This window comes from Halomonas saccharevitans, from assembly GCF_032333995.1.
Classification (GTDB): Bacteria; Pseudomonadota; Gammaproteobacteria; order Pseudomonadales; family Halomonadaceae; genus Halomonas; species Halomonas saccharevitans.
The window spans coordinates 351,753-373,539 of sequence record NZ_JAVXUR010000002.1 but is presented as its reverse complement, the minus strand read 5'-3'; the positions used below and the strand labels follow the sequence as shown (position 1 = coordinate 373,539).

At 69.2% G+C, this 21,787-nt stretch carries 15 protein-coding genes; 4 read left to right on the top strand and 11 right to left on the bottom strand.

Going from position 1 to position 21,787, the window contains the following annotated elements:
• Positions 1-66: 66 nt before the first annotated feature.
• The 5 genes from RSO68_RS07165 to RSO68_RS07145 all read right to left on the bottom strand — a co-directional run bounded on the left by RSO68_RS07165 (position 67) and on the right by RSO68_RS07145 (position 5,289).
• On the bottom strand, positions 67-1,032 hold the full coding sequence (locus RSO68_RS07165; protein WP_315585977.1) for a GlxA family transcriptional regulator: 966 nt from the start codon (positions 1,030-1,032) through the stop codon (positions 67-69).
• A 134-nt stretch (positions 1,033-1,166) separates the two neighbouring features.
• Entirely contained in the window at positions 1,167-2,774 is a 1,608-nt protein-coding gene (locus RSO68_RS07160) for a BCCT family transporter (RefSeq protein WP_315585976.1), read from the bottom strand.
• Between the two features lie 192 nt (positions 2,775-2,966).
• Positions 2,967-3,428, bottom strand: a complete 462-nt coding sequence (locus RSO68_RS07155) for a thioesterase family protein (RefSeq protein WP_089850994.1) — start codon at positions 3,426-3,428, stop codon at positions 2,967-2,969.
• Positions 3,428-4,384 (bottom strand): L-carnitine dehydrogenase, encoded by a 957-nt coding sequence (locus RSO68_RS07150; RefSeq protein ID WP_315585975.1) that lies wholly within the window; start codon positions 4,382-4,384, stop codon positions 3,428-3,430. Before RSO68_RS07150 ends, RSO68_RS07155 begins: the two co-directional genes overlap by 1 nt.
• Positions 4,381-5,289, bottom strand: a complete 909-nt coding sequence (locus RSO68_RS07145) for a BKACE family enzyme (RefSeq protein WP_089850998.1) — start codon at positions 5,287-5,289, stop codon at positions 4,381-4,383. Before RSO68_RS07145 ends, RSO68_RS07150 begins: the two co-directional genes overlap by 4 nt.
• Before the next feature lie 312 nt (positions 5,290-5,601).
• Between RSO68_RS07145 and RSO68_RS07140 the strand changes: the two genes are divergently transcribed.
• Positions 5,602-6,426 carry a ribonuclease H family protein gene (locus RSO68_RS07140; protein ID WP_315585974.1) on the top strand — a complete coding sequence of 275 codons (825 nt, stop codon included), beginning with the start codon at positions 5,602-5,604 and terminating at the stop codon, positions 6,424-6,426.
• 119 nt (positions 6,427-6,545) lie between these two features.
• Here the strand turns inward: RSO68_RS07140 and putA are convergent, their stop codons facing one another.
• The 3 genes from putA to RSO68_RS07125 form a co-directional block, all read right to left on the bottom strand.
• A complete protein-coding gene (gene putA / locus RSO68_RS07135; protein WP_315585973.1) occupies positions 6,546-10,226 on the bottom strand; it encodes a bifunctional proline dehydrogenase/L-glutamate gamma-semialdehyde dehydrogenase PutA in 3,681 nt (1,226 codons plus the stop codon).
• A gap of 178 nt (positions 10,227-10,404) precedes the next feature.
• On the bottom strand, positions 10,405-14,385 hold the full coding sequence (locus RSO68_RS07130) for an EAL domain-containing protein (RefSeq protein ID WP_315585972.1): 3,981 nt from the start codon (positions 14,383-14,385) through the stop codon (positions 10,405-10,407).
• Between the two features lie 160 nt (positions 14,386-14,545).
• Positions 14,546-14,773, bottom strand: a complete 228-nt coding sequence (locus RSO68_RS07125) for a DUF2835 domain-containing protein (RefSeq protein ID WP_315585971.1) — start codon at positions 14,771-14,773, stop codon at positions 14,546-14,548.
• Positions 14,774-14,860: 87 nt separating this feature from the next.
• On the opposite strand from RSO68_RS07125, the gene RSO68_RS07120 reads away from it, so the two are divergent.
• Positions 14,861-15,649 carry a putative metalloprotease CJM1_0395 family protein gene (locus RSO68_RS07120; RefSeq protein WP_315585970.1) on the top strand — a complete coding sequence of 263 codons (789 nt, stop codon included), beginning with the start codon at positions 14,861-14,863 and terminating at the stop codon, positions 15,647-15,649.
• 121 nt (positions 15,650-15,770) lie between these two features.
• Positions 15,771-16,313 carry a FlgO family outer membrane protein gene (locus RSO68_RS07115; protein WP_315585969.1) on the top strand — a complete coding sequence of 181 codons (543 nt, stop codon included), beginning with the start codon at positions 15,771-15,773 and terminating at the stop codon, positions 16,311-16,313.
• 68 nt (positions 16,314-16,381) lie between these two features.
• Here RSO68_RS07115 and RSO68_RS07110 read toward each other — a convergent pair whose 3' ends face one another.
• A complete protein-coding gene (locus RSO68_RS07110) occupies positions 16,382-17,389 on the bottom strand; it encodes an OmpA family protein (protein WP_315585968.1) in 1,008 nt (335 codons plus the stop codon).
• Positions 17,390-17,623: 234 nt separating this feature from the next.
• Between RSO68_RS07110 and RSO68_RS07105 the strand changes: the two genes are divergently transcribed.
• Positions 17,624-19,150, top strand: a complete 1,527-nt coding sequence (locus RSO68_RS07105; protein WP_315585967.1) for a methyl-accepting chemotaxis protein — start codon at positions 17,624-17,626, stop codon at positions 19,148-19,150.
• On the opposite strand, the gene RSO68_RS07100 is transcribed toward RSO68_RS07105, so the two are convergent.
• Together RSO68_RS07100 and RSO68_RS07095 are read right to left on the bottom strand one after the other, a co-directional pair.
• Entirely contained in the window at positions 19,081-19,734 is a 654-nt protein-coding gene (locus RSO68_RS07100; RefSeq protein WP_315585966.1) for a transglycosylase SLT domain-containing protein, read from the bottom strand. The two genes, RSO68_RS07105 and RSO68_RS07100, sit on opposite strands and share 70 nt — an antisense overlap.
• Positions 19,735-19,931: 197 nt before the next feature.
• Complete coding sequence (locus RSO68_RS07095) at positions 19,932-21,785, bottom strand: Lnb N-terminal periplasmic domain-containing protein (RefSeq protein WP_315585965.1); 1,854 nt, start codon at positions 21,783-21,785, stop codon at positions 19,932-19,934.
• Between the last annotated feature and the right edge of the window lie 2 nt (positions 21,786-21,787).

Sequence of the window (21,787 nt, the reverse complement as noted above, 5' to 3'; positions counted from 1 at the left end):
CAGGATGACAGCCGAGGCGGGGCGCGATGCGACCCGATTCGACACCCACTGTGCAGGATTCGACAGTCAGCCCGGATCGGGGCCGCGGCGCAGCTGGCTCGGCGTCACCCCGTGGTGGCGGCGGAAGGCACGGGTGAAGCTCGAGGCGGAGGCGAAGCCGCTGGCCAGGGCGATCTGGGTGATCGGGTGGCGGGTCTCGCGCAGCAGCCGATGGGCGTGGGCCAGGCGGCGCTCCACGTAGAAGCGCTGGGGCGAACAGCCGAGCGCCCGCTCGAAGAGGCGCTCCAGGCGGCGCCAGCCGAGCCCCAGCTCGTCGGCGAGGGCGCGGATGCCAAGCGGCGCCTCCAGATGATCCTCCATCAGCACGATGGCGCGATGGAGCAGCGGATCGAGGCCCTGGCCCGGCAGGCCGCGCTGGCGGCTCGCCGGCCGGCGCCCCTGGTGGTGGACGAGCTGCTCGCGAACCCGGTCGGCCAGGTCATCGCCATGGCGCCGGCGGATCAGGTCGAGGCTCATGTCGATGGCCGCGCTGCCGCCGGCGCAGGAGAAGCCGCAGGGCGAGACCTCGAAGACCGACTCCACCGCCTCGATCCCGGGGAAGCGCTCGCGAAACTCCGGCAGGCTCTCCCAGTGCAGGGTCACCGTCTGGTCGGCGAGCAGGCCGGCGGCAGCCAGCACGAAGCAGCCGGTGTCCATGCCGCCCAGGGTGACGCCCTGGGCGGCCCGCTCGCGCAGCCAGTCGAGCAGCGTCTCGTCGACGGCGGCGTCCGGGGCGAAGCTCGCGCAGACCGCCAGGCTCGGCGCCATCGGCGCGTTCGCAAGGCTAACGTCAACTGCCAGCGTCATGCCGTTGGAGGCCTCGACCGGCCCGCCGTCGCGGCTGATCAGGTCCCACTGGAAGAGGGTCTGCCCGCTGATGCGGTTGGCGATGCGCAGCGGCTCGATGGCCGAGAAGAAGGCCACCATGGCGAAGCGCGGCAGCAGCAGGAAACCGAGACGCTCCGGGAGGGACGCGGGGGGCTTCAGTCGCATGGAGCACCTGGGCGAGGAGTGGGCCGACATCGAGCGCCGATTGTAGGCGGCAGGGACGGTGCAACGGAAGCGGCCGAGATACCCGGGGGTATCTCGGCCGCCTTCATCGACCCGCGCAAGGACGCGGCGTCAGGTCACTGGCGCTGCGACGCCCCGACGCGGCGGCGCGACTCGCGGAACAGCGAGACCAGCACGCCGGCGGTCATCACCAGGATCACCACGCTCAGCGGCAGGGCCGCGGCGATCAGCGCGGTCTGCAGCGCCTTGAGGCCGCCGGCCATCAGCAGTGTCGCGGCCACCAGGCCGATCACCACGCCCCAGAACACGCGGAAGCGCTGCGGCGGCTCCTCGTTGCCCAGCGACAGGATGGTGGTCAGCACCAGGGTGCCGGAGTCCGACGAGGTGACGAACCAGCTCATCAGCAGGAACACCATCAGCGCCGAGAGCAACCAGCCGAAGGCCCCGGTGCCGGCGATGCCGTCGGCGCTTTCGAACAGCGCGGCCGGCAGGTTCCAGGCGTTGACCAGTTCGATGATGCCGCCGCTGCCCGGGCCGCCGGCGGCGGTGAGCTCCTGGTGCAGGGCGTTGCCACCGAAGATGATCAGCCAGACGAAGATGATCATCGTCGGCACCAGCAGCACGCCGAGCACGAATTCACGCAGCGTACGGCCGCGCGAGATACGCGCGATGAAGATGCCGACGAACGGCGCCCAGGCCAGCCACCAGCCCCAGTAGAAGATGGTCCAGCCCTGCTGCCACTCGGTCGTGCCGGGATCGTCGGCGAACCACAGCCCCATGGGGATGAAGTTGAGGGCGTAGTCGAGCACGGTATCGCCGAAGGCGCCGATCAGCCACAGGGTCGGGCCGCCGATCAGGAAGGTCGCGACCACGGCCACCGAGACCCAGATGTTCATCTCCGAGATGATCTTGATGCCGCGCTTGACCCCGGAGACCGCCGAGATGACCGACACTGTCGAGATCACGGCGATCAGCACCAGCTGGGAATTGAGCCCCGGGTCGGTGCCGATCAGGCGCTCCAGGCCCACGGCCATCTGGCTGACGCCGAGTCCCAGCGAGGTGGCCACGCCGAACACGCAGCCGAGCACGCCGAGGATATCCACGGCGTGGCCGATGGGGCCGAAGATGCGCTCGCCGATGAACGGATAGAGCGCCGAGCGCAGCGCCAGGGGCAGGCCCTTGCGGTAGGCGAAGTAGGCCAGCGACATGCCGACGATCACGTAGATCGCCCAGCCGTGCAGCCCCCAGTGGAATACCGAGACGCGCAGCGCATCGATGGCCCGCTCGTAGTTCATGGCGGCCGCGCCGGCCATGTCGGCATGGGGGTTGTTGGGGTAGCCGAAGGCGCCGGTGTTGTCGAAGTAGAAGGTCGGTTCGGCGACGCCGAAGAACAGGATGCCGATGCCGATGCCGGCGGAGAACAGCATCGAGAACCAGGCGAAGTTGCTGAAGTCGGGCCGGCTGTCATCGGGTCCCAGGCGCACACTGCCATGGCGGCTGAGCACGATGTAAGCGCAGACCACCAGCAGCAGCATCACGGTGATCAGGTAGTAGCCGCTGAAGGTGGTCTCGATCCAGGTACGCGTAGTGCCGAACAGGCCACCGGCGAGGTCTGGCATCACGCCGGTGAAGAGCACGAAGCCCAGCACCAGCAGCGCGGCGGTGATGGTCATGCCCTTGTGCATGCCACTGAAGAAGCCGTCCTGTGAAATCTCGGTGACCATGTAGTCGGTCGACGTCTCGACCTCATGGCTGGCACGGCGTGTCGGCGGATTGGGGGGAGTTGAAGTAGCGATAACGTCATCCTCTTGAGCCGGGCCTCGGGCCGGCGATCCCGTCAACCGCCCGGCCTCGGCCGGGCGGTACCTGATTCTTATTCTTGGCGTCCATGTACTTGGCGTAACGGCAGAAGACGCTCAGCGTTTGGCGGGCAGCCCGATGCGACGGCCGGCGAGTTCCGGCCAGTCACCCTCGGCGGCGGCGGGCAGCGTCTCGATGACGCCGGCCACGGCCTCCGGGAACGGCGCCGGGCGCCCGGCGTCGCTGTCGATGCCCATCAGCATCTGCTCGCTAGTGGCGAGCAGCGTGCCCTCGCTGTCGTGCATCGTGAAGAAGACGTGCAGGCGCTTGGCATCGCGCGCCAGCACCGTCACCTCGACCGACAGCGGCTGGCCCTCGTGGACCTCGCGCCGGTAGCAGAGGTGCGTCTCCAGGGTGAAGAGGGTGTAGCCATAGCGCGCCCGACCGGCCTCATCGAGGCCGATGGCGTCCATCAGCGCCTCCACGCCCAGCGAGAACACCCGCGCGTACTCGGCGTCGTTCATGTGGCCGTTGTAGTCGACCCACTCGGAGGCGACACGGATCTCCATCAGGGCCATCAGATGCGCCCTTCCAGGCCTTCGGCCTCGGGCCAGTACTTCTGCACCAGGCCGAGCAACTCGACCAGGAAGTCGTCGCGGCGGCGATCGAGCTCGGCGACCGGGCGACCGGCGGCCTGGTACTCGCAGCCCTCGACCACCTTGTCGATCAGCTCATCGGTGAGCTCCGGGGCCTCGAGCTTGGTCCAGGGCAGCTTCAGCGCCGGGCCGAACTGCTCGAGCATGTGGCGCATGCCCTGCTCGCCGCCGGCCAAGTGGAAGGTCAGGAAGGTGCCCATCAGCGACCAGCGCAGGCCGCAGCCGTAGACCACGGCAGCGTCGATCTCCTCGGTGGTGGCGACGCCGTCGTTGACCAGGTGCAGCGCCTCGCGCCACAGTGCCTCCATCAGGCGGTCGGCGATGTGACCCTCGATCTCGCGCTTGACCACCAGCGGGCGCATCGCCAGCCCCTGGTAGAGCGCCTGGGCGGTGTCAGTAGTCGCGCTGGTGGTCGCTTCGCCGCCCACCAGTTCGACCAGCGGCAGCAGGTAGACCGGATTGAAGGGATGGGCGACGATCACCCGGCCGGGCACCTTCGCGCAATCCCGCTGCAGATCGGTGGGCTTGAAGCCCGAGGTGGAGGAGCCGATGATCGTCTCAGGCGCGGCCGCGGCGTCAAGCGCAGCGAGGATCTCGCACTTGAGCTCGAGGCGCTCGGGCACGTTCTCCTGGATCAGGTCGGCGCCGTCCACGGCGGCCTCGAGGCTCGCGACGAAGCGCAGCCGCTCGGGGCTCGCCCCCTCGGCCAGGCCCTGCTTCTCGAGCGAGCCCCAGGCGTTGTCGACGAAGGCGCGGGTGCGCGCCTCTGCGCCCTCGGCCGGATCGAAGGCGACCACGTCCCAGCCGCGGGCCAGGGCCCGGGCGATCCAGCCGTTACCAATGACGCCGGTGCCGATGACGGTCAGCTGCTGGCTCATGCTTCACCTCCCATGATCTTACCGGTGTTCGGATCGCGCAGCTTGAGGTGCGCGCGGGTCTCGGCCGGGGTCATGATGCGACCGCCGAGGTTCTCGATGATGGTGCCGGACTTCTCGACCAGGCCGCCGTTGGTTGCCAGCACGCCCTTCTCGAGGTAGAGATTGTCCTCCAGGCCAACCCGGGCGTGGCCGCCGAGCAGCATCGCCTGGGCGACCATCGGCATCTGGTGACGGCCGATGCCGAAGGCGGCCCAGTTGGCGTTCTCCGGCAGCTTGTTGCGCATTGCCAGCATGGTCTCGGTGTCGGCTTCGGCGCCCCAGGGAATGCCCAGGCAGAGCTGGAACAGCGGGTCGCCGTCGAGCAGGCCTTCTTTCTGCAGCTGACGGGCGAACCAGACGTGGCCCAGGTCGAAGCACTCGAGCTCGGGCTTGACGCCGGCGGCCTGCACCAGGCGGGCGTGCTCGCGCAGCCAGTCGGCGGTGTTGACGTAGACCATGTCGCTGAAGTTGAGGCTGCCGCAGTCCAGGGTGCAGAGCTCGGGCAGCAGCTCGCCCACCGGGGCATGGCGCTCGGCCGGGGTCTGGATGTCGGTGCCCGGGCCGCCGCGGGTCGGATCCTCGACGTCCGGCACCCAGTCACCGCCGCCGCCGGCGGTGATGTTCATGACGATGTCGACGTCGGCCTCGCGAACGCGCTCCATCACCTCGCGGAAGTGCTCGGTGGAGTGGCTGATGCCACCGGTCTCGGGGTCGCGCACGTGGATGTGGGCGACGCTGGCGCCGGCGCGGGCGGCCTCGATGCAGTTGTCGGCGATCTGCTTCGGCGTGACCGGCACATTGGGGTTCTTGCCGGCGGTGTCGCCGGCGCCGGTGACGGCACAGGTCAGAATGACGTTGCGGTTCATGATCGACCTCCTGGGGTTCTAGGATGGGAATGGCGACAGTGTGGGGGTATCTCGCCCCCTTGATTCGACTCAAGGCGACTATAAATATACACAAAGCGACATTTGTACCTAAAAATCACCGCCAGGGACGTGGCGATGGCAGCGGGCTCGGCAGCTGGCGCGCCGCTCCCGTAGAATTGGCGGCGTCGCGACGGCGCCATCGCCGCGTGCCGAGCGTCGATGCCGAGCGAGTGCGAACGGCGGTCCTTCTGGACCGCGTGCGGCCAGACTCAGCCATTACTGACACCGAGCCACCTCATCACGGAGCGCCGCATGGCAGCACGGAAAGGCCCCAAGTCCTACGTCGTCTGGGTCGGGCGACAGACCGGCATCTTCAGCACCTGGGACGAGTGCAGTCGCCAGGTGAAGGGCTACCCCAAGGCCCGCTACAAGTCCTTCCCCTCCCGGGAGGAGGCCGAGGCCGCCTTCGCCAAGGGGCCGGGCAGCGCCGCGCCCGCCAAACGGCCCAAGGCCTCGGGCGAGACCGGGGCCGGGGCTCGGGCTAAGACCCAGGGGACCGCGAACGGCGCCACGCGCCCGCGCCAGGCGGCGCCGGCACGCGACGAGCCGGGCCAACGCTTCGATATCGAGATCTACTGCGATGGCGCCTGCGAGCCCAACCCCGGCGATGCCGGCTCGGGCATGGCCGTCTACCGCCAGGGGTCACTGGCCGAGCTATGGTATGGGCTGCACAACCCCCAGGGCACCAACAACACCGCCGAGCTCAATGCCTTCCACCAGGCGCTTCGGGTCGCCGAGCAGGAGATCGCCCGGGGCGCCTCGGTGCGCATCCACTGCGACTCCACCTACACCATCAACGCCATCACCAAGTGGGCCGGCGGCTGGAAGAAGCGCGGCTGGAAGAAGGCCGACGGCCAGGCGATCAAGAACCCGGAGATCATCCAGCCGACCCACGCCCTCTTTGAGCGCCTCAAGGCGAAGGTCGCCATCGCCCACGTCAAGGGCCACGCCGGGGTGGAGGGCAACGAGCTGGCGGACCGGATGGCGATGTACGGCGCCGACCAGCAAGAGCGCGAATTCACTCGCTACCAGGGCAGCCACGCCGTGGCCGAGGTGCTCAAGCTCAAGCGGGGCTGACGGCGTCACGAGGAGCCGCGAAACATCTAAAAAAGGGCCTGCGACGACGTCGCAGGCCCTTGTGCTTCTCTCGCGGTGTTATCCGTCTTTCCTGTCGGTTTAGCCGTCGGGTGGCGCGCCTACTCGGCGGTGGCCAGCAGGCTGGCGTTGCCGCCGGCGGCGGTGGTGTCGATGCAGAGGTGGCGCTCCAGTGCGTAGCGCTCCGGCGCGATGGTCTGGGTCTCCAGCGGCACGATGGCCCCCTCGCGCTCGGCCAGCGCCAGGCGCAGCTCGCGGGTCCAGTCGCTGCTGCCGGCAGCGGCCACCGCCACGATGCCCTCGAGCGCGGTCAGCGTATCGGCCGCGACGCGACCGTCGAGCCCGGCGACCGGCGCCCCGGCACTCTGCAACGGCTGCACGGCCTCGGCCGCCCCCGGGGCGACGACCAATGCCGGACAGCCGGCGCCAAGGGCCTGCACCGCCTGGGCGACGGCGATATCCAGCGTCGGGCCGAGGCAGAGCACCGGCCCCTTGGGGTACATCGCCAGCCGGTTGCTCTCCCCGGTCGGCCCCGGCAGCGTCTGCGGCGTCATGTCCAGGGACGCGGCCTCGGCCAGCGCCTTGCGGATCACGCCGCGCTTGCCGGAGAGCGCCCGGCGCAGCACCTCGACCCGATCGGGCCGCGCCGCCCAGTGGCGCGGATCGAGCCCGTCGAGGGCCGACTGCAGATCGCCGAGCGACATGGCCTCGCCCGTCGGCGCATCCAGGCGCTCGGCCTCGGCGGTGCGGCGAAAGCGGGTGACGTAGAGCGGCCCGCCGGCCTTGGGTCCGGTGCCCGAGAGCCCCTCGCCGCCGAAGGGCTGGGAGCCGACGATGGCGCCGATCTGGTTGCGGTTGACGTAGACGTTGCCGACGTGGATCCGTTCGACGATCTGCTGCACGCGATCATCGATGCGGGTATGCAGGCCGAAGGTCAGGCCATAGCCCCGCTCGTTGATCGCATCGACCACCTCGTCGATCTCCCGCGCCTTGAAGGTGGCCACGTGCAGCACCGGCCCGAAGATCTCGCGCTCGAGGTCATTGATGCCGCCGACCTCGACCACCGCCGGTGTGACGAAGGTGCCTTCCTCCGGTGCGGGCAGCGTTTTCAGCAGCTTGCCGGCCTTGCGGGCCGCCGCCACGTAGGCGGTGATATCGGCCTGGGCCTCGGCGTCGATCACCGGCGAGACGTCGGTGTCGGTGTTCCAGGGGTCGCCGATCACCAGCGCGTCCATGGCGCCGTCGAGCATGGTCAAGAGCCGCTCGCGCGCCTCCTCCTGGACGTAGAGCATGCGCAGCGCCGAGCAGCGCTGGCCGGCCGACTGGAAGGAGGAGATCAGGATGTCGCGCACCGCCTGCTCGGTCAGCGCGCTGGAGTCCACGATCATGGCGTTGAGCCCGCCGGTCTCGGCGATCAGCACCGCCTCCGGACCGGCGTTCTGCGCCAGCGCCTTGTGGATGATCTGCGCCACCTCGGTGGAGCCGGTGAAGCAGACGCCGGCGATGCGCGGGTCGCTGGTCAAGGGCCCGCCCACCGTCGGACCGTCGCCGGGCAGCAGCTGCAGCGCGGCCTCGGGCAGGCCGGCCTCGCGCATCAGCTCGACGGCACGGGCGGCGATCAGCGGCGTCTGTTCGGCGGGCTTGGCGAGCACGGCGTTGCCGGCCCCCAGCGCGGCCGCGATCTGGCCGGTGAAGATCGCCAGCGGGAAGTTCCACGGGCTGATGCAGACGAAGACGCCCCGGGCGCTGCCGGGCTCCTCGGCCTCGAGACGCTCGCTCTCGTTGGCGTAGTAGCGCAGGAAGTCCACCGCCTCGCGGACCTCGGCGATGCCGTCGAACATCATCTTGCCGGCCTCGCGGGTGGCGATCACGGTCAGCTCGGCGATGTGCTCCTCGTAGAGATCGGCGGTGCGGCGCAGCACCTCGGCGCGCTCGGCGACCGGGCGTGCCGACCACTCCTTGAAGCCCTCCTCGGCAGCGTCCAGCGCGGCGGTCACCTCCTCCTTGGTCGCCTCATGCACCTGGCCGACCACCCGCGACGTATCGGCGGGCGACAGGGCATCGCGCGCCTCGCCCTGGGGTGCCGGGCCGCCGGCGAGCATCGGCCCGGCCGTCCAGGTGCTGTCGGCGAAGGTCTCCCGCGCCGCCAGCAGCGGCCGGATCGAGGCCGGCTCGTTGATCCGGTAGCCCCGGGAGTTCTTGCGCTCCGGGGCGAACAGCTCGCCGGGCTGGCGGATCGACGGGCTGGCGATGGTGTCACCCAGGCGCTGCATCTCGGCCACCGGGTCCTTCGCGACCTCGCTCGGCGGGATGGTGTCGTCCACCACCTGGTTGACGAAGGAGGAGTTCGCGCCGTTCTCCAGCAGGCGGCGCACCAGGTAGGCCAGCAGGTCGCGGTGCGCACCGACCGGGGCATAGATGCGGCAGTGCGTGCCCTCCGACTGCTTGACGATATGGTGCAGCGACTCGCCCATGCCGTGCAGGCGCTGGAACTCGTAGCTGTCCTTGTCGTCGCCCCCCATGGCGATGATGGCGGCGCAGGTATGGGCGTTGTGGGTCGCGAACTGCGGGTAGATGCGGTCGCGCCGATCGAGCAGCATCTGCGCGCAGGCCATGTAGCTGACGTCGGTGTTGACCTTGCGGGTGAAGACCGGGAAGGTCTCGACGCCCATCTCCTGGGCCAGCTTGATCTCGGTGTCCCAGTAAGCGCCCTTGACCAGGCGCACCATGATCTTGCGGTCGAAGCGCTCGGCCATCTCATGCAGGGCCTCGATCATCGGCGCGGCGCGGCGCCCGTAGGCCTGCACCACCACCCCGAAGCCGTCCCAGCCGGCGAGGCTCGGGTCACAGAGCAGCTCCTCGATCACGTCCAGCGACAGGTCCAGGCGGTCCTGCTCCTCGGCATCGATGTTGAAGCCGATGTTGGCCTTGGCCGCCTGCTTGACGAGCTCCCGCGCGCGCGGCACGAGATCGCTCATCACGGTGTCGCGGTGGGTGGTTTCATAGCGCGGATGCAGCGCCGAGAGCTTCACCGAGATGCCGGGGCTGCCGCGCACGTCGCCCTTGGCCTGCTTGGCGATGGCGCTGATCGCCTTGGCGTAGGCGTCGTGATAGCGCTGCGCATCCTCGTCGGTGCGCGCCGCCTCGCCCAGCATGTCGTAGGAGTAGGTGTAGCCCTGCTTCTCGAGCTCGCGGGCGTTCTTCATGCCCTCCTCGATGGTCTGGCCGAGCACGAACTGGCGGCCGAGGATCTTCATCGACTGGCCCACCGCGGTGCGCACCACCGGCTCGCCCATGCGGCGCACCAGGCCGCGCAGCGCGCGCACCGGGCCCTTGGGATCGTCGTCGAGCACCTTGCCGGTGAGCATCAGCGCCCAGGTCGAGGCGTTGACCATCGACGAGGAAGACTTGCCGAGGTGCGCGCCCCAGTCGGAGGGCTCGATCTTGTCGTGGATCAGGTCGTCGATGGTCTCGGCGTCGGGCACGCGCAGCAGCGCCTCGGCCAGGCACATCAGGCCGACGCCCTCGGCGGTGGAGAGCCCGTATTCGGCCAGGAACGACTCCATCATGCTCGGCGAGGTTTCCTTGCGCACCCGCGCCACGTAGTTGGCGCCGGCCTCGGCCACCCGCCGGCGCTCCTCGTCCGACAGGGCGATACGCTCGAACAGTGCCCTGAGCACCTCGGCCTCGTCGGCCGCGTAGTGGGCGCGGATCCGCTCGCGCAGCTCGCTCACGTTGCCACGGCCATGGCCGTCTAGACCTCTGATTGCTTCGTTCACCATCGATTCTCCTGCCGCGGCGACGGGAATCGCGGCCGGTGACCCGGCAAGGCGACCGTCGCCATTGTAGAAAGCCATCCCCTAAGCATAGGCGTCATGACCGACCTTGCATAAGCCGCCGAGAGGCGCGTTCCGACACTGAGTTAACGTTGGGGATGACGCGGCGCCGACGCGGGCCCCGCTAGTCATCGATCGAGAGCGGACGATGCTCGGCGAGAAAGTCGATGAGCGACTCGAGCGGCATGGGCCGGGCGAAGTGATAACCCTGGAAGAGGTCGCAGCCGTGGGCCGACAGCAGGTGATGCTGCTGCTCCTGCTCGATGCCCTCGGCGACCACCTTGAGCCCGAGGTGATGGGCCATGGAGATGATGCCCTGGATGATCGCCGCGTCCTCGGCGCTATGGGCGACTCCGCTGACGAAGCTGCGATCGATCTTGACTCGATCGATGGGCAGGTTCTTGAGGTAGCTGAGGCTGGAGAAGCCAGTGCCGAAGTCGTCGATGGCGACGCCCACGCCCATTTCTCTGAGGGCATGCAGGGTCGCGATGGCGCCTTCGGTATCGTCCATCAGCACCCCCTCGGTCAGCTCCAGCGACAGCTGGGGCGCCGGCAGCCCGGTCACCGCCAGGGTCTCGCGCAGGTTGCCCAGAAAGCTCGCGCGATGGAACTGCAGCGGCGAGAGGTTGACCGCGACGTTGAGGCTGCCATGCCCCGCACGGTCGAGCTGGCTCAGATCCCGACAGGCCCTGGCCAGCACCCACTCGCTGATCGGAATGATCTGCCCGGTCTCCTCGGCCAGGGGAATGAAATCAGCGGGCGATACGAAGCCGCGCACAGGATGGGGCCAGCGCAACAGCGCCTCCACGCCCGCCACTCGTCCCTCGCGATCGATCAGCGGCTGATAGTGGAGCTCGAAGTCTCGCGCCTCGATCGCTTCCTGAAGCTCGTTACGCAGCGCCACGCGATCGCCCATCCGGTGGATGATCTCGGGGCTGAACCACTGGCAGGCATTGCGCCCCTGCTGCTTGGCCCGGTACATGGCCATGTCGGCCTGCTGGATGAGTTCGAGGGGCTGTTCCATCTCGGCGGTACTGACGGCGATGCCGATGCTGCACGACAGCGAGAGCTCATGCTCGCCGACCCGATAGGGCCGTGCCACGATCGACAGCAGGCGCTCGGCCACCGTGTCCGCCTGCGTCGGGTCGTGCAGGTCCGGCAGGAGCACCACGAACTCGTCGCCGCCCAGGCGCGCCAGGGTATCGCCCGGCCGCATGGCCGCCGACAGGCGCTGCGAGACCCCGCGCAGCAGCTCGTCGCCGACGGCGTGCCCGAGGCTGTCGTTGATCGGCTTGAACTCGTCGAGGTCGAGGAAGAGCACCGCCAGGCGCATGCCTTGACGCCTGGCCAGCTCGGCGTCGTGCACCAGCCGGTCCTCGAGCAGCGTGCGATTGGCCAGCCCCGTCAGGGCATCGTGGCCGGCGTGATAGGCCAGATGCGCCTCGTAGGCCTTCTGCTCGGAGATATCGTGCTGGATCCCCACATAGTGGGTGACGCGCCCGTGATCGTCGCGCACCGGGGAGATATAGAGATCGTTCCAGAACGGCGTGCCGTCCTTGCGGTAGTTGCACAGGGTGACGTGCACCTCGCGATGTTGCGCCAGCTCGCGGCGAATCTTCTGCACGGCCAGCGCGTCGGTCTCGCTGCCCTGCAGGAAGCGCGCGTTGCGGCCGATGATCTCCGCCCGCGCATAGCCCGTCATGCGCTGGAAGGCGTCGTTGGCATAGATGATCGGCAGGCCCGGCAGGCTCGCATCGGCAATCAGCACGCCGTTGACGCTGGCTTCCACGCCGCGCTCCAGGATCCTCAGTCGGATCTCGTACTCCCGCCGCCGAGTGACGTCCTTGGCGATGCCGTAGATGCCCGTGATGCGCCCATCGACCACCACCGGCAACGTGGTGAGATCCAGCCAATGCAGCGTGCCGTCGCGATGAGGCACCTTGAGCTCATAGCGGCAGGGCTCTCCGGCTGCCGTGAGCTCGACCTTCTGCTGCACCGCCGCCAGATCGTCCGCCTGCAGGAATTCGGAAAAATGGCTGCCGAGCAGCGCCTCGACGGCATAGCCGGTCAGGGCGGCACAGTGATCGTTGGCGGAGACGAAGTGGCCCTTCAGGTCCATGGAGAACACCGCATCGGGGTTGTAAGTGAACAGCGACCGGTAGCGCTGCTCGCTCTCCCAGAGCGAGCGGCGATCTTGGGCGCGCTCCATGGCCAGGGCCACCAGGTCCACGGCCTGAACGATGCGCTCGAGCTCGTGACTTCCCGGCGCCGCCGGGCGTCGGTAGTAGGTGGCGAAGGTGCCCAGCAGCCGGCCGTCCCGAGCGATCACAGGGTAGGACCAACAGGCCCTGAGCCCCTCGCTATCCGCCAGGTCATAAAAGCCTTTCCAGCGGGGATCGCGGGCGAGGTCCTTGCAGACCACCAGCTCACGACGGTGGGCGGAGCTGCCGCAGGCGCCCACGTCCGCGCCGATGGGCACCGAGGCGATCGCCTGTCGATAGCTCGCCGACAGACGCTGGCCCGCGACCAGATGCAACCTTTGCCCTTCAACGTCGGCCTGCATGATCGAGCAGATCCCGCCCTGCAGCTGAGCCTCGAGCATCCGGCAGATGGCCTCGAGCGTCTGGTCGAGCGGCGCCTCCTCGACGATCATCGCCTGGATGGCCTGCTGCTGTTCGAGCTGCTCCCGCGCCGCCATCAGCTCCCGAGATCGCCCCACCGCCAGGCGTACCATGCCCAGGCTAAAGACCAGCAGATAGCTCAGCGTCAGCCCGCCAAACGCTACCGCAGACGGCACCGCGCCTGCCTGCAGCGCATTCGACCCGCCGACGAGGTGTACCGAGGGACTGAGCATCGTTCCCCCCGGCAGCCCGATGTGGCGGGCCGCCAGGGCAGGCGTGCCTGCCACGTCGACCGCGACCTTCCCTGTTCCGGCCAGGGCGGTGAGCATCTCGCCGTCGCGGGCGAGGTTCAGCTGGAAGTCGACCAGATGGACGCGCAGCTCGCGATTCAGGAGGGTGGCCGTGTCCATCACCGCCACCAGCTGCTGGTCACGACGCGGCAGGGCGATCGCCAAGATCGCCAGCCCCGGCTCCGCCTCATCGGGCACCATCATGCGGGGTTCGGGAAAGGGCAGGCTCAACCAGTCGGCGACCCGCTCGGTACGCGTCCAACGCGCCAGCCAGCCCCGCACTTCGTCGCTGCGCGACTGCTGCCAGCGCCAGTCGTGGCGCGGCCCCAGCAGGCCGATGACCTCCAGGGTGGGGATATCGCGTAGATAGTGAGCCGCATCGAGGGTCGATGCCGCGACCCCTCCCTCAGCGGAGGCGTCCAGGCGCTCGGCCATGCGCTGCATCTGCTGCATGTAGGAGTGCAGCAGCTGATCGGCATTGAGGCGGACGTTGTCGAGCAGATACTCCGCCTGCTGATACATGCGCTGCTGCTGCTGCGCACTGAGCAGGTACCATGCCAGGCTGCTGACCAGGATCCCGGCGAGGCCCGCCGTGATCGCCGCGCGTCCCAGCTCGAGGGGCGCCGCTTCCCTGCGGGCGCTGGCCGCCAGCATGGCCGTGCCGAACAGCAGCGCGAACGGCGCCACCAGCCAGGGAGACGCGGTGATCTCCCGCAAGCCCAAGTCAGTCGCCGGGACAATACCCCTCACGCCCAACACCAGCAGCCCGAAGCCCAGCAGCAGCAGCCCGACCATCCGCCAGAGCCGCCGCAGCCCCGGCCGCTCGAGCCCCCCTGCGACGCAGAGAGCCACCATCGCCATCATGGCAGCCGACCAGGAGGTGACGCGCGCGCCGCCGGTCAACCAGGAGACGCCTGCCTGGTTGCCGCCGAACATGACGTTGGACGCAAGGGTATAGAGCATCAGGGCCAGCAGCGCGATGCCGGCCACCAGGCGCACTCGCCGCCACTGCTGTACCACGGCCAGCAGGCCGCCACCGCCGAGCAGGATGGCCAGGGCGGCATCCGGCAACAGCAGGGCCGGCGCGGGGGAGTACCACCACCGCATCAGCCCGACCAGCCCCATCAGCATGAAGGCCGCCGAGACCATCAGCAGCCAGCTATCCTGGGCGATATCGCGAGTCTTGAAGGGCATGACGACGGTGCTCCCTGCACGTGGGCAGCGTTGGGCCTAGCACAACGCCATCTATCGCTGCCTCATCCTGATGACTCAGAGGATGAGGGGATTTTCGCCGGCGTACCAGTTTCCTGCCTCATTCATTGGGCGAAGACGCCCCCTTCAGCAGCGCAGAGGCTCAAGGCGCCCCAAGCCGCTGTATGGCACAGAAGCGCCCTGCCTCGGTGAAGGTCAGCCGAAAGCGGCCGTGCACGCCGTCACGAGTCACCACGCGCCGCAGCGCTTCGGCGGGAAACACCACCCGGCGCCCATCCAGGCTGCGGGTCTGTACCTGGGCCACTTGCCCGGTGTAGTGCGCCAGGCAGGCGTCATGGGAGAGCTCAATCACCACGTCGATACTGGGCATGGGGCCGCCGGCTTGTCGCTAACAGGTTATTCGCTAATACTTTATCATTACTTGTCTTCGCCGCCGGCGCGCTTTCGGGAGTTCATCATGTTCGCCTCCACCGTTATCGGCCCCGCCCCATTGCCCTCCCCGCAGGTGCTGGCTGGCGCCTCTCCCCAGATACAGGCTGGCGCCTCTCGGCACGCCCATGAGCACGGTCCCCGCAGCGAAGCGCCCCAGGCGGCACGCCCCGACGCGACTCAGCCGCACAGCGACGCCCGGGACACCACGGCGGACAGTCGCACCCGCGTCACGCCCGGCGAGCAGGCCAGCCGTCCGGACGGCGAGACGCTGACCGAGACCGAGCTTCGTCAGCTGGAGCAGATGAAGCAGACCGATCGCGAGGTGCGCCAGCACGAGCTGGCTCATCAGGCGGCGGGCGGTGCCCACGCCGGCGCACCGAGCTACGATTTCGAGCGCGGCCCGGACGGGCAGCGCTACGCGGTGGCGGGTCAAGTGCCCATCGATTATGGCCCGGTCCCGGGTGACCCTCGCGCCACCATCGACAAGATGCAGCAGGTGGTGAGCGCCGCCCTCGCTCCCGCCGACCCCTCGTCCAAGGATCATCAGGTCGCGGCCAAGGCCCGCCAGTACCTGCTCACCGCCCAGCTGGAGCTGACCCAGCAGCAGAGCGAGATGGACGGTGCCCGCCGAGGTGCCCGCGGGCCCGATGCATCCTCGCAGCAGACCGAGGGCCAGGACGCCTCAGGCGCTGTTGACGCTGACGCGGATAGGGTGGCGCCTCGTGACGCGCCCGCCGCCCAACTGAGCCAGTACGACATCATCGCCCGAGGCGCCGCTTCCAGGGGCCGGGAACAGCTGCTGGGCCTCGCCTGACGCCACCGAAGGACGGCTCGCGAGGCTTGGCATTCGCCATGGCCTTTCCATCACTCGCCTTCAAGTTTCCGAGCGAACCGCCGAAGAAGGGAGCGATATTCTCTCGGGAGACGCCACCATCATGCTCAACCCCCTGCGCCGGGCCTGCCTGCTGCTTATCCTGCTGCTGAGCCTGACCGGCTGTGCCCATCATGAGCGCGCCCTCTACAATGCGCCGCCCGCTCCGGGTCTCGACGAGGCCCTCGGGATCGCCATGCACGAGATGGCCGAGGCGTTCCCCGAGCTCACCGAGCAGGGGCCGATGATCGCCGCCTCGTTCATCGACGTGGAAGGCGCCGGCGCCTCGACGGCGTTCGATCGCATCGCCGCGGAGCTCTCGGCCGCGGAGCTGGCACGGGCCGGCGTGCCGGTGCGCGAGGTGCTGCTCGACGGCGGACAGCTGCTGGTGATGGAGGTCCACGACGGCCTGCTGACCCACCGAGTGAGGCGCCAGGGGGCCAGCGTGGGCGCCAGGACGCTGCTGCTCGGCACCTACGCCCTCGGACACGAACGTCTCTTCCTGGCGCTGCGCGTGGTGGAGCTGCGCACCGACCGGGTGCTGGCGAGCCGCGGCCTCTCGCTGCCACTCGACGGCGACCTGCGCCAGCTGCTGCGCTCTCGATAAGCCCGTACGTTAAGCCCAGGCGTTAAGCCCGCTCGTAAAGCCCACGCTTAGCCCCCACCGAGCCCCGATCAGCGCGCCTGGATCACCACCTCCACTCGGCGGTTACGCGCGCGCCCCTCGGCGGTGTCGTTGCTGGCCAGGGGCCGCGTATCGGCCAGGCCCACGGCGCGAAGCCGTGCCGGGTCGACCCCAGCCGCTACCAGCGCCTCGACGATGGCGATGGCGCGAGCGCTGGAGAGCGCCCAGTTGGAGGGGAAGCGCTCGGTGCTGATCGCGCGGCTGTCGGAGTGCCCCTCCACCGCCACTTCGCCCGGGTGGCGCCGCACCATCTCATAGAGCCGCTTAGCCACCAGGGCGCGCCCTTCGTCGGTCAGCTCCGCCTCGGCGGTCGGGAAGAGCAGGCGATCCTCTACTCGCAGCCGCACGCCCTCGGGAATCCGCGACACCTCCATGCCGTCCAGATCCGCCAGGTACGGAGCCTCCATCAGCGCTTCGGCCACGAAACGGGCGCCTGCGATGGCGGCCTCGTCGACCGCCTCGACCCCAGCGGGGGGACGGTCGGCGAGCACCACCAGATAGTCGGCCAGCGGCCTGGTGAGATCGACGCCGGCCGATACCAGCCACTGCGGCCCCTCGGCGTCGATGCCGCCTTGCGCCTCGTCCTGAGCCTCGTTTTGAGCCTCGACGGTGCCCGGCAGCGCCAGCAGCGGCGGCGGTGCGGGACGTACGTCCGGCAGGCCGGCCACCCCCAGGGCGGCGCTGATGGCGCGTGCCGACATGCCCCCGGGCGCGGCGGCCCGGGTCGCTCGCTCGTCCACGACTCGTCGCAGCGATTCGGGAAGCGGCACGCCAAGGGTCGGCATCGCCTCGGAGACGGTCGGCGGGGCGATATCAACGGCCTCCGGGGTGGCGGCTCCGGCACCCAGCTCGCCCAGGGTGATGATCAGCACCAGCAGGGCCACCAGCAGGGTCATGATGTCGACATAGCTGACCATCCAGCCGCTGGCGTCGTCGTCTGCCGGCAGGGGACGCATCAGGGAGTCATGGCGGCCTGGCCCGCGGTGCTCGTCGATCATGGGGTCCCCTCCGGGCGCTCCTGTGGCGGATGGCACAAAGCCGCCAACCTTAGGCCCAGGCCGCCCCGGACACAACCGTTCGCGGCGGAGGCAAGACAAGAGCCGCCTCTCTTGTACAAGACCTTTACGTTGAATTGATGCACATAAAGACTGCCGCCAGTCGGCCGATAAAAAAGACACGTCATTTCGAGCACTCGATGAGCGCCCCGCGAACACGCACAAGGAGCCAACACCATGCCTTACTCTCGGACCTCTCCCCCTACGCGCCAGGCCGGAGACGATCACCGCCAGCGCATCGACCGGCTGATGTGGCTGCTCGCCGGCCTGCATCTGGCGCTCTGCCTGGCCGTGGGCCTCTACAACGGCACCCTGCCGCTGGCCCTGACGTTTGGCGCTATCGCCTTCCCGCTGGTGGCGCTGCTGCAGTGGCGGCTGCCCCAGGGCGCCGGCGGCTTCTTGATGGCGGCGCTGTTCATGGGGCTCTCGGCGCTGCTCATCGAGCAGAGTGACGGCCAGATCGAGGCTCACTTCAGCATCTTCATCATGCTATCGGCGCTGATCCCCTACAGCGACTGGCGGGTCATCGTCTGCGGCGCCGTCGTCATTGCCGTGCACCATATTCTCTTCACCTGGCTGCAATACCTCGGCGTGGTGAACCTGTATGCCGGCATGGCGCATCACGATGCGGCGGCCCTGGTCGTCTGCCTGCTGCAGCATGCCGGCGCCGTGGTGGTACAGGCCGTGGTGCTGGGCTATGTCGCCCGCATGCTCGACCGCATGGTGCAGGATGGCCTGCGCGTCGCCCGCTTCGCCGAGCAGGCCGGCCAGGGGCGGCTGGACATCCCGTTCAGCGACGAGGAACGCCGCCGCGAGACACTGGCCGCCGTCGCCAGCATGCAGCAGCGGGTGGCCTCCACCCTGCTGAAGGCCCAGGCCACGGGCCACGAGGTCAGCGACCTGAGCGATACGCTGTTCGCCGGCCAGGCCGGACTGCGCGGTCAGGCCGAGCGCAACGCCGCCCAGGTCGAGCGCGTATCAACCAGCGCTACCGAGCTCAGCGCCACCACCCGCGAGGGCGCCAGCGAGGCCAGCCGGGTCCGCGAGCTCGCCGGCGAGGCCGCCGAGCATGCACGCGGCGGTCAGCAGGAGGTGCTCGCCCTGCAGCACTCCATGCAGGAGCTCTCCACCAACGCCGCCGGCATCGCCGAGCTGCTGGGCGACATCGACGAGATCACCTTCCAGACCAACCTGCTGGCCCTCAATGCCTCGGTAGAAGCCGCCCGCGCCGGCGAGCAGGGTCGGGGCTTCGCGGTGGTCGCCGGCGAGGTACGTCAGCTGGCCCAGCGCACCCGGGAGACGGCCGAGCAGATCCGCTCACGCATTCGCCAGAATGACGACAGCGTGCAGGCCGGCGTCAGTCGCACCCGTATCGCCGGCGAGGCCATGACCCAGGTACTGGGCGCCTTCGACCAGGTCGCCCAGCGGCTGCGCGAGATCGACGGCGCCAGCCAGCAGCAGCATCAGGGCATCGAGGAGCTGGAGAGCAGCGTGCTCGAGATGCAGGGCTCCCTCCAGCACTCGTCCCGAGCGCTGGACGAGGCCCACGCCACGGCCGAGAAGCTGAGCGAGGCGGCCGGTGAGCTGATGAACGCGGTGGGCTCGTTCCGCCTCGGCACTCCGTCAGCCGAGCCTCAACGGCAGAAGGGCCAGACCTCCAGCAGCCCGTCGCAGCGGAACTCCTCCTCGCAGGCGGCCAGCTGACTGCGATAGCGCGCGGCGGTGCGCTCGACCTGCCCAGCCGCGCGCCGGACGGCGGGCTTGCCGCGCCAGGAGCCGCGGCGATAGCCGCCCTGCCCCTCGTGGTAGGCCAGGTAGAGATGGCGAGGGTTGTGCAATGACACGCCCGTCATCCGACGGGTGCGGGCGTTGTACCAGCCGATGAAGTCGGTGGCGTGCTTCATGTGGGTGCGCCGCGCGAACAGTCGCCCGGCGTCCGCCTCGTACTCGCCCCACACCGGGTCCTGCGCCTGGGCATAACCGTAGGCCGATGACGGCCGGGTCCAGGGGATGAAGCCGAGCAGCTTCGTGCGCGGCGGCTTTACATGGCTGCGAAAGCTGGATTCGCGCTGGATGAAGGCCATCTGCGTAGCGATCGGCGTGCCCCATTTCTCCTGTGATGCCCGAGCGTAGTCGTACCAGTCGGGCTGCTCGCGGAAGATCTCGCAGATATTCGACTGACGCTCGGGCGGCGCCGGCGCCAGCATGGCGCAGCCGGTGAGCGACAGCAGCAGCGCCAGCCCCGCCAGGGGCCGCAGGCCCGTGATCCACAACGTCTTGGCTCTCATGACCTGACATATCTCCTGTTACGTCTCTCGCAGCGGAGGCACGAGCCCCGCGCCATGAATGGCGCGCGGGGCCTCGTCCCACCGCCGTCTGGGACCGGCCTATCGGCCCGCACGCCCCATACTTGAGGCGGCACGCAGGGTGAGCGCAAGAGATATTATCCCACGAACATCCGTTCACATGTTTGAGGTGAGACACGTCAGAAATACCACGACACCCCCAGGCTCACCTCGTGAGCCGTATCGTCGGCCTCCACCCCGGCGCGCAAGTCCAGCGCCTTGCCCAGCGCCAGCCGGTGCTGGAGCCGCCAGCGCGTGCGCCGGCCCGCCTCACCCTTCAAGCCGTCGGCGTAAGTGACCTGTAACAGAGTCCGCTGCCGGGCCGTCCACTCGCTGAGCAGCCCCAACCGAGCCATCGGCGCTAGGGGACCGGCCTGATGGCGCTCGCTGCGCAGCTGCCCGCCCAGCAGGGCGAAGGGCAGGTGGCGACCCAGCCGGAAAGACTTGCCGGCCAGTAGGGTGGCATGGCCATCGAGACAGTCGTCGCAGTCCAGGCGGGCGCGCCCGATGCCGGCGGAGGCATGCCAGGCCATGCTGGGCAGGGCCGGCAAGGGCACGCTGCGCGCATGCAGATTGGTGACGTGAAAAAGCTCGAGGCTGCGCAGCCGCGGGCCGTCGTCGCCGAGCTCGATCTCGGTGCGGCCGATCTCGAGGGCGGCATCGGGCATACGGGCGCTGCCGTCGAGCAGGTCATACTGCAGGGGACGCAGGATCAGGCGCGCCGCCCTGCCCAGCACCTCGTTGTCGACGCCCTCCAGGCGCACCTGCGCGGGCGGCGTGGCCTCGTGCAGCGGCACCGGATCTTGGGGCGACAAGGGCTCGCCCCCCGCCGGCAGCGCCAGGCGAGCCTGCAACAGCCGGCGCTCGCGCTCAGCCAGGCCCGGCTCATCGCCGGTCTGCTTGAGAAACGCCGCGTGCCCCAGCAGGGTTTCCAGCACCGCGGCGCGTCGACGGGGCGCCAGGCGGCGAAACGCATCGGCCTCAAGATCAAGATCATCGACGCCCGGCCACACCGCCCGGGCGGCGGCCTGCTCGGGCTTGGCAAGCACGTGATAACGCCATTCGGTTTGCAGGCGACGCGAGGGCACGTGGCGGACCTCCTCGAGCAGCGGCCGTCCCGCCACCTTGGCCTCGCCGATGGCGCGCACCAGGGTCTCCGGCGTCACCCAGGGAGCACTTCCCGGCGTCAGGTCGGCGTCCACTACCAACTCCAGGGTGCGGGCGATGCGCGACGCGCAGTTCTGGGTCAGGAAGAGGTAGTCGTAGTCCTGGCCGATCACCTCGAACAGGTGCGCTACCAGCAGTTCGCGCTCGGCCGCGGGCAACGCGAGGCGGTAATGCCAGAGATCACGCATCTCGCGCTCGGAGTAGAGCGCGCTGTTGCGGTAGAACGGGGCGCGGGAGTATCGAGCCTCGTAGCCGCCGAACAGCCCCTTGGCCATGTAGGGCACCAGGCCGTCCTCCTCCGGCACGTCGGCGCCGAAGTTCAGGCTGGTATCCAGCAGCCGTGACGGCGTGACGCGCTGCTCCCGGCCGGGCTTGTCCAGGTGCAGCATCAGGTGTCCGAAGAAGGAGGCGGGATTGCCCAGATAGCCGGAGGCGAATACCAGTCCCACCTCGGCCCCGGCGTGTTCCTGCTGCCATTCACCCCACTCGGGGCAGTTGGCCGCGGGCCAGGTCTCGCCGGTCATACGGAAAAGCCACAGGGCGCGGGCCGGAAAGCGGCAGCGCGCATGCGCCTGTTGCGGCACGGGAGGTGCCCGCAGCGCCTCCAGGGTCGCTGCCAGCTCGGCGGCGGGATCATGCTGCCCGTTCTCGGCCAGGAAGAAGGCGTCGTCCAGCACCGCGCTGCGCGGCTCGCTGAAGAAACCGTCGCGGTCGAAGTGCAGCAGCGATCGCCATTGCGGGTGTTCGGACAGCGCAAGATCGCCGGCCTGGCCGGCGCCTGACGACAGGCACAGCAGGGCCGACAGCGTCACCAGCAGGCGTCGCATGA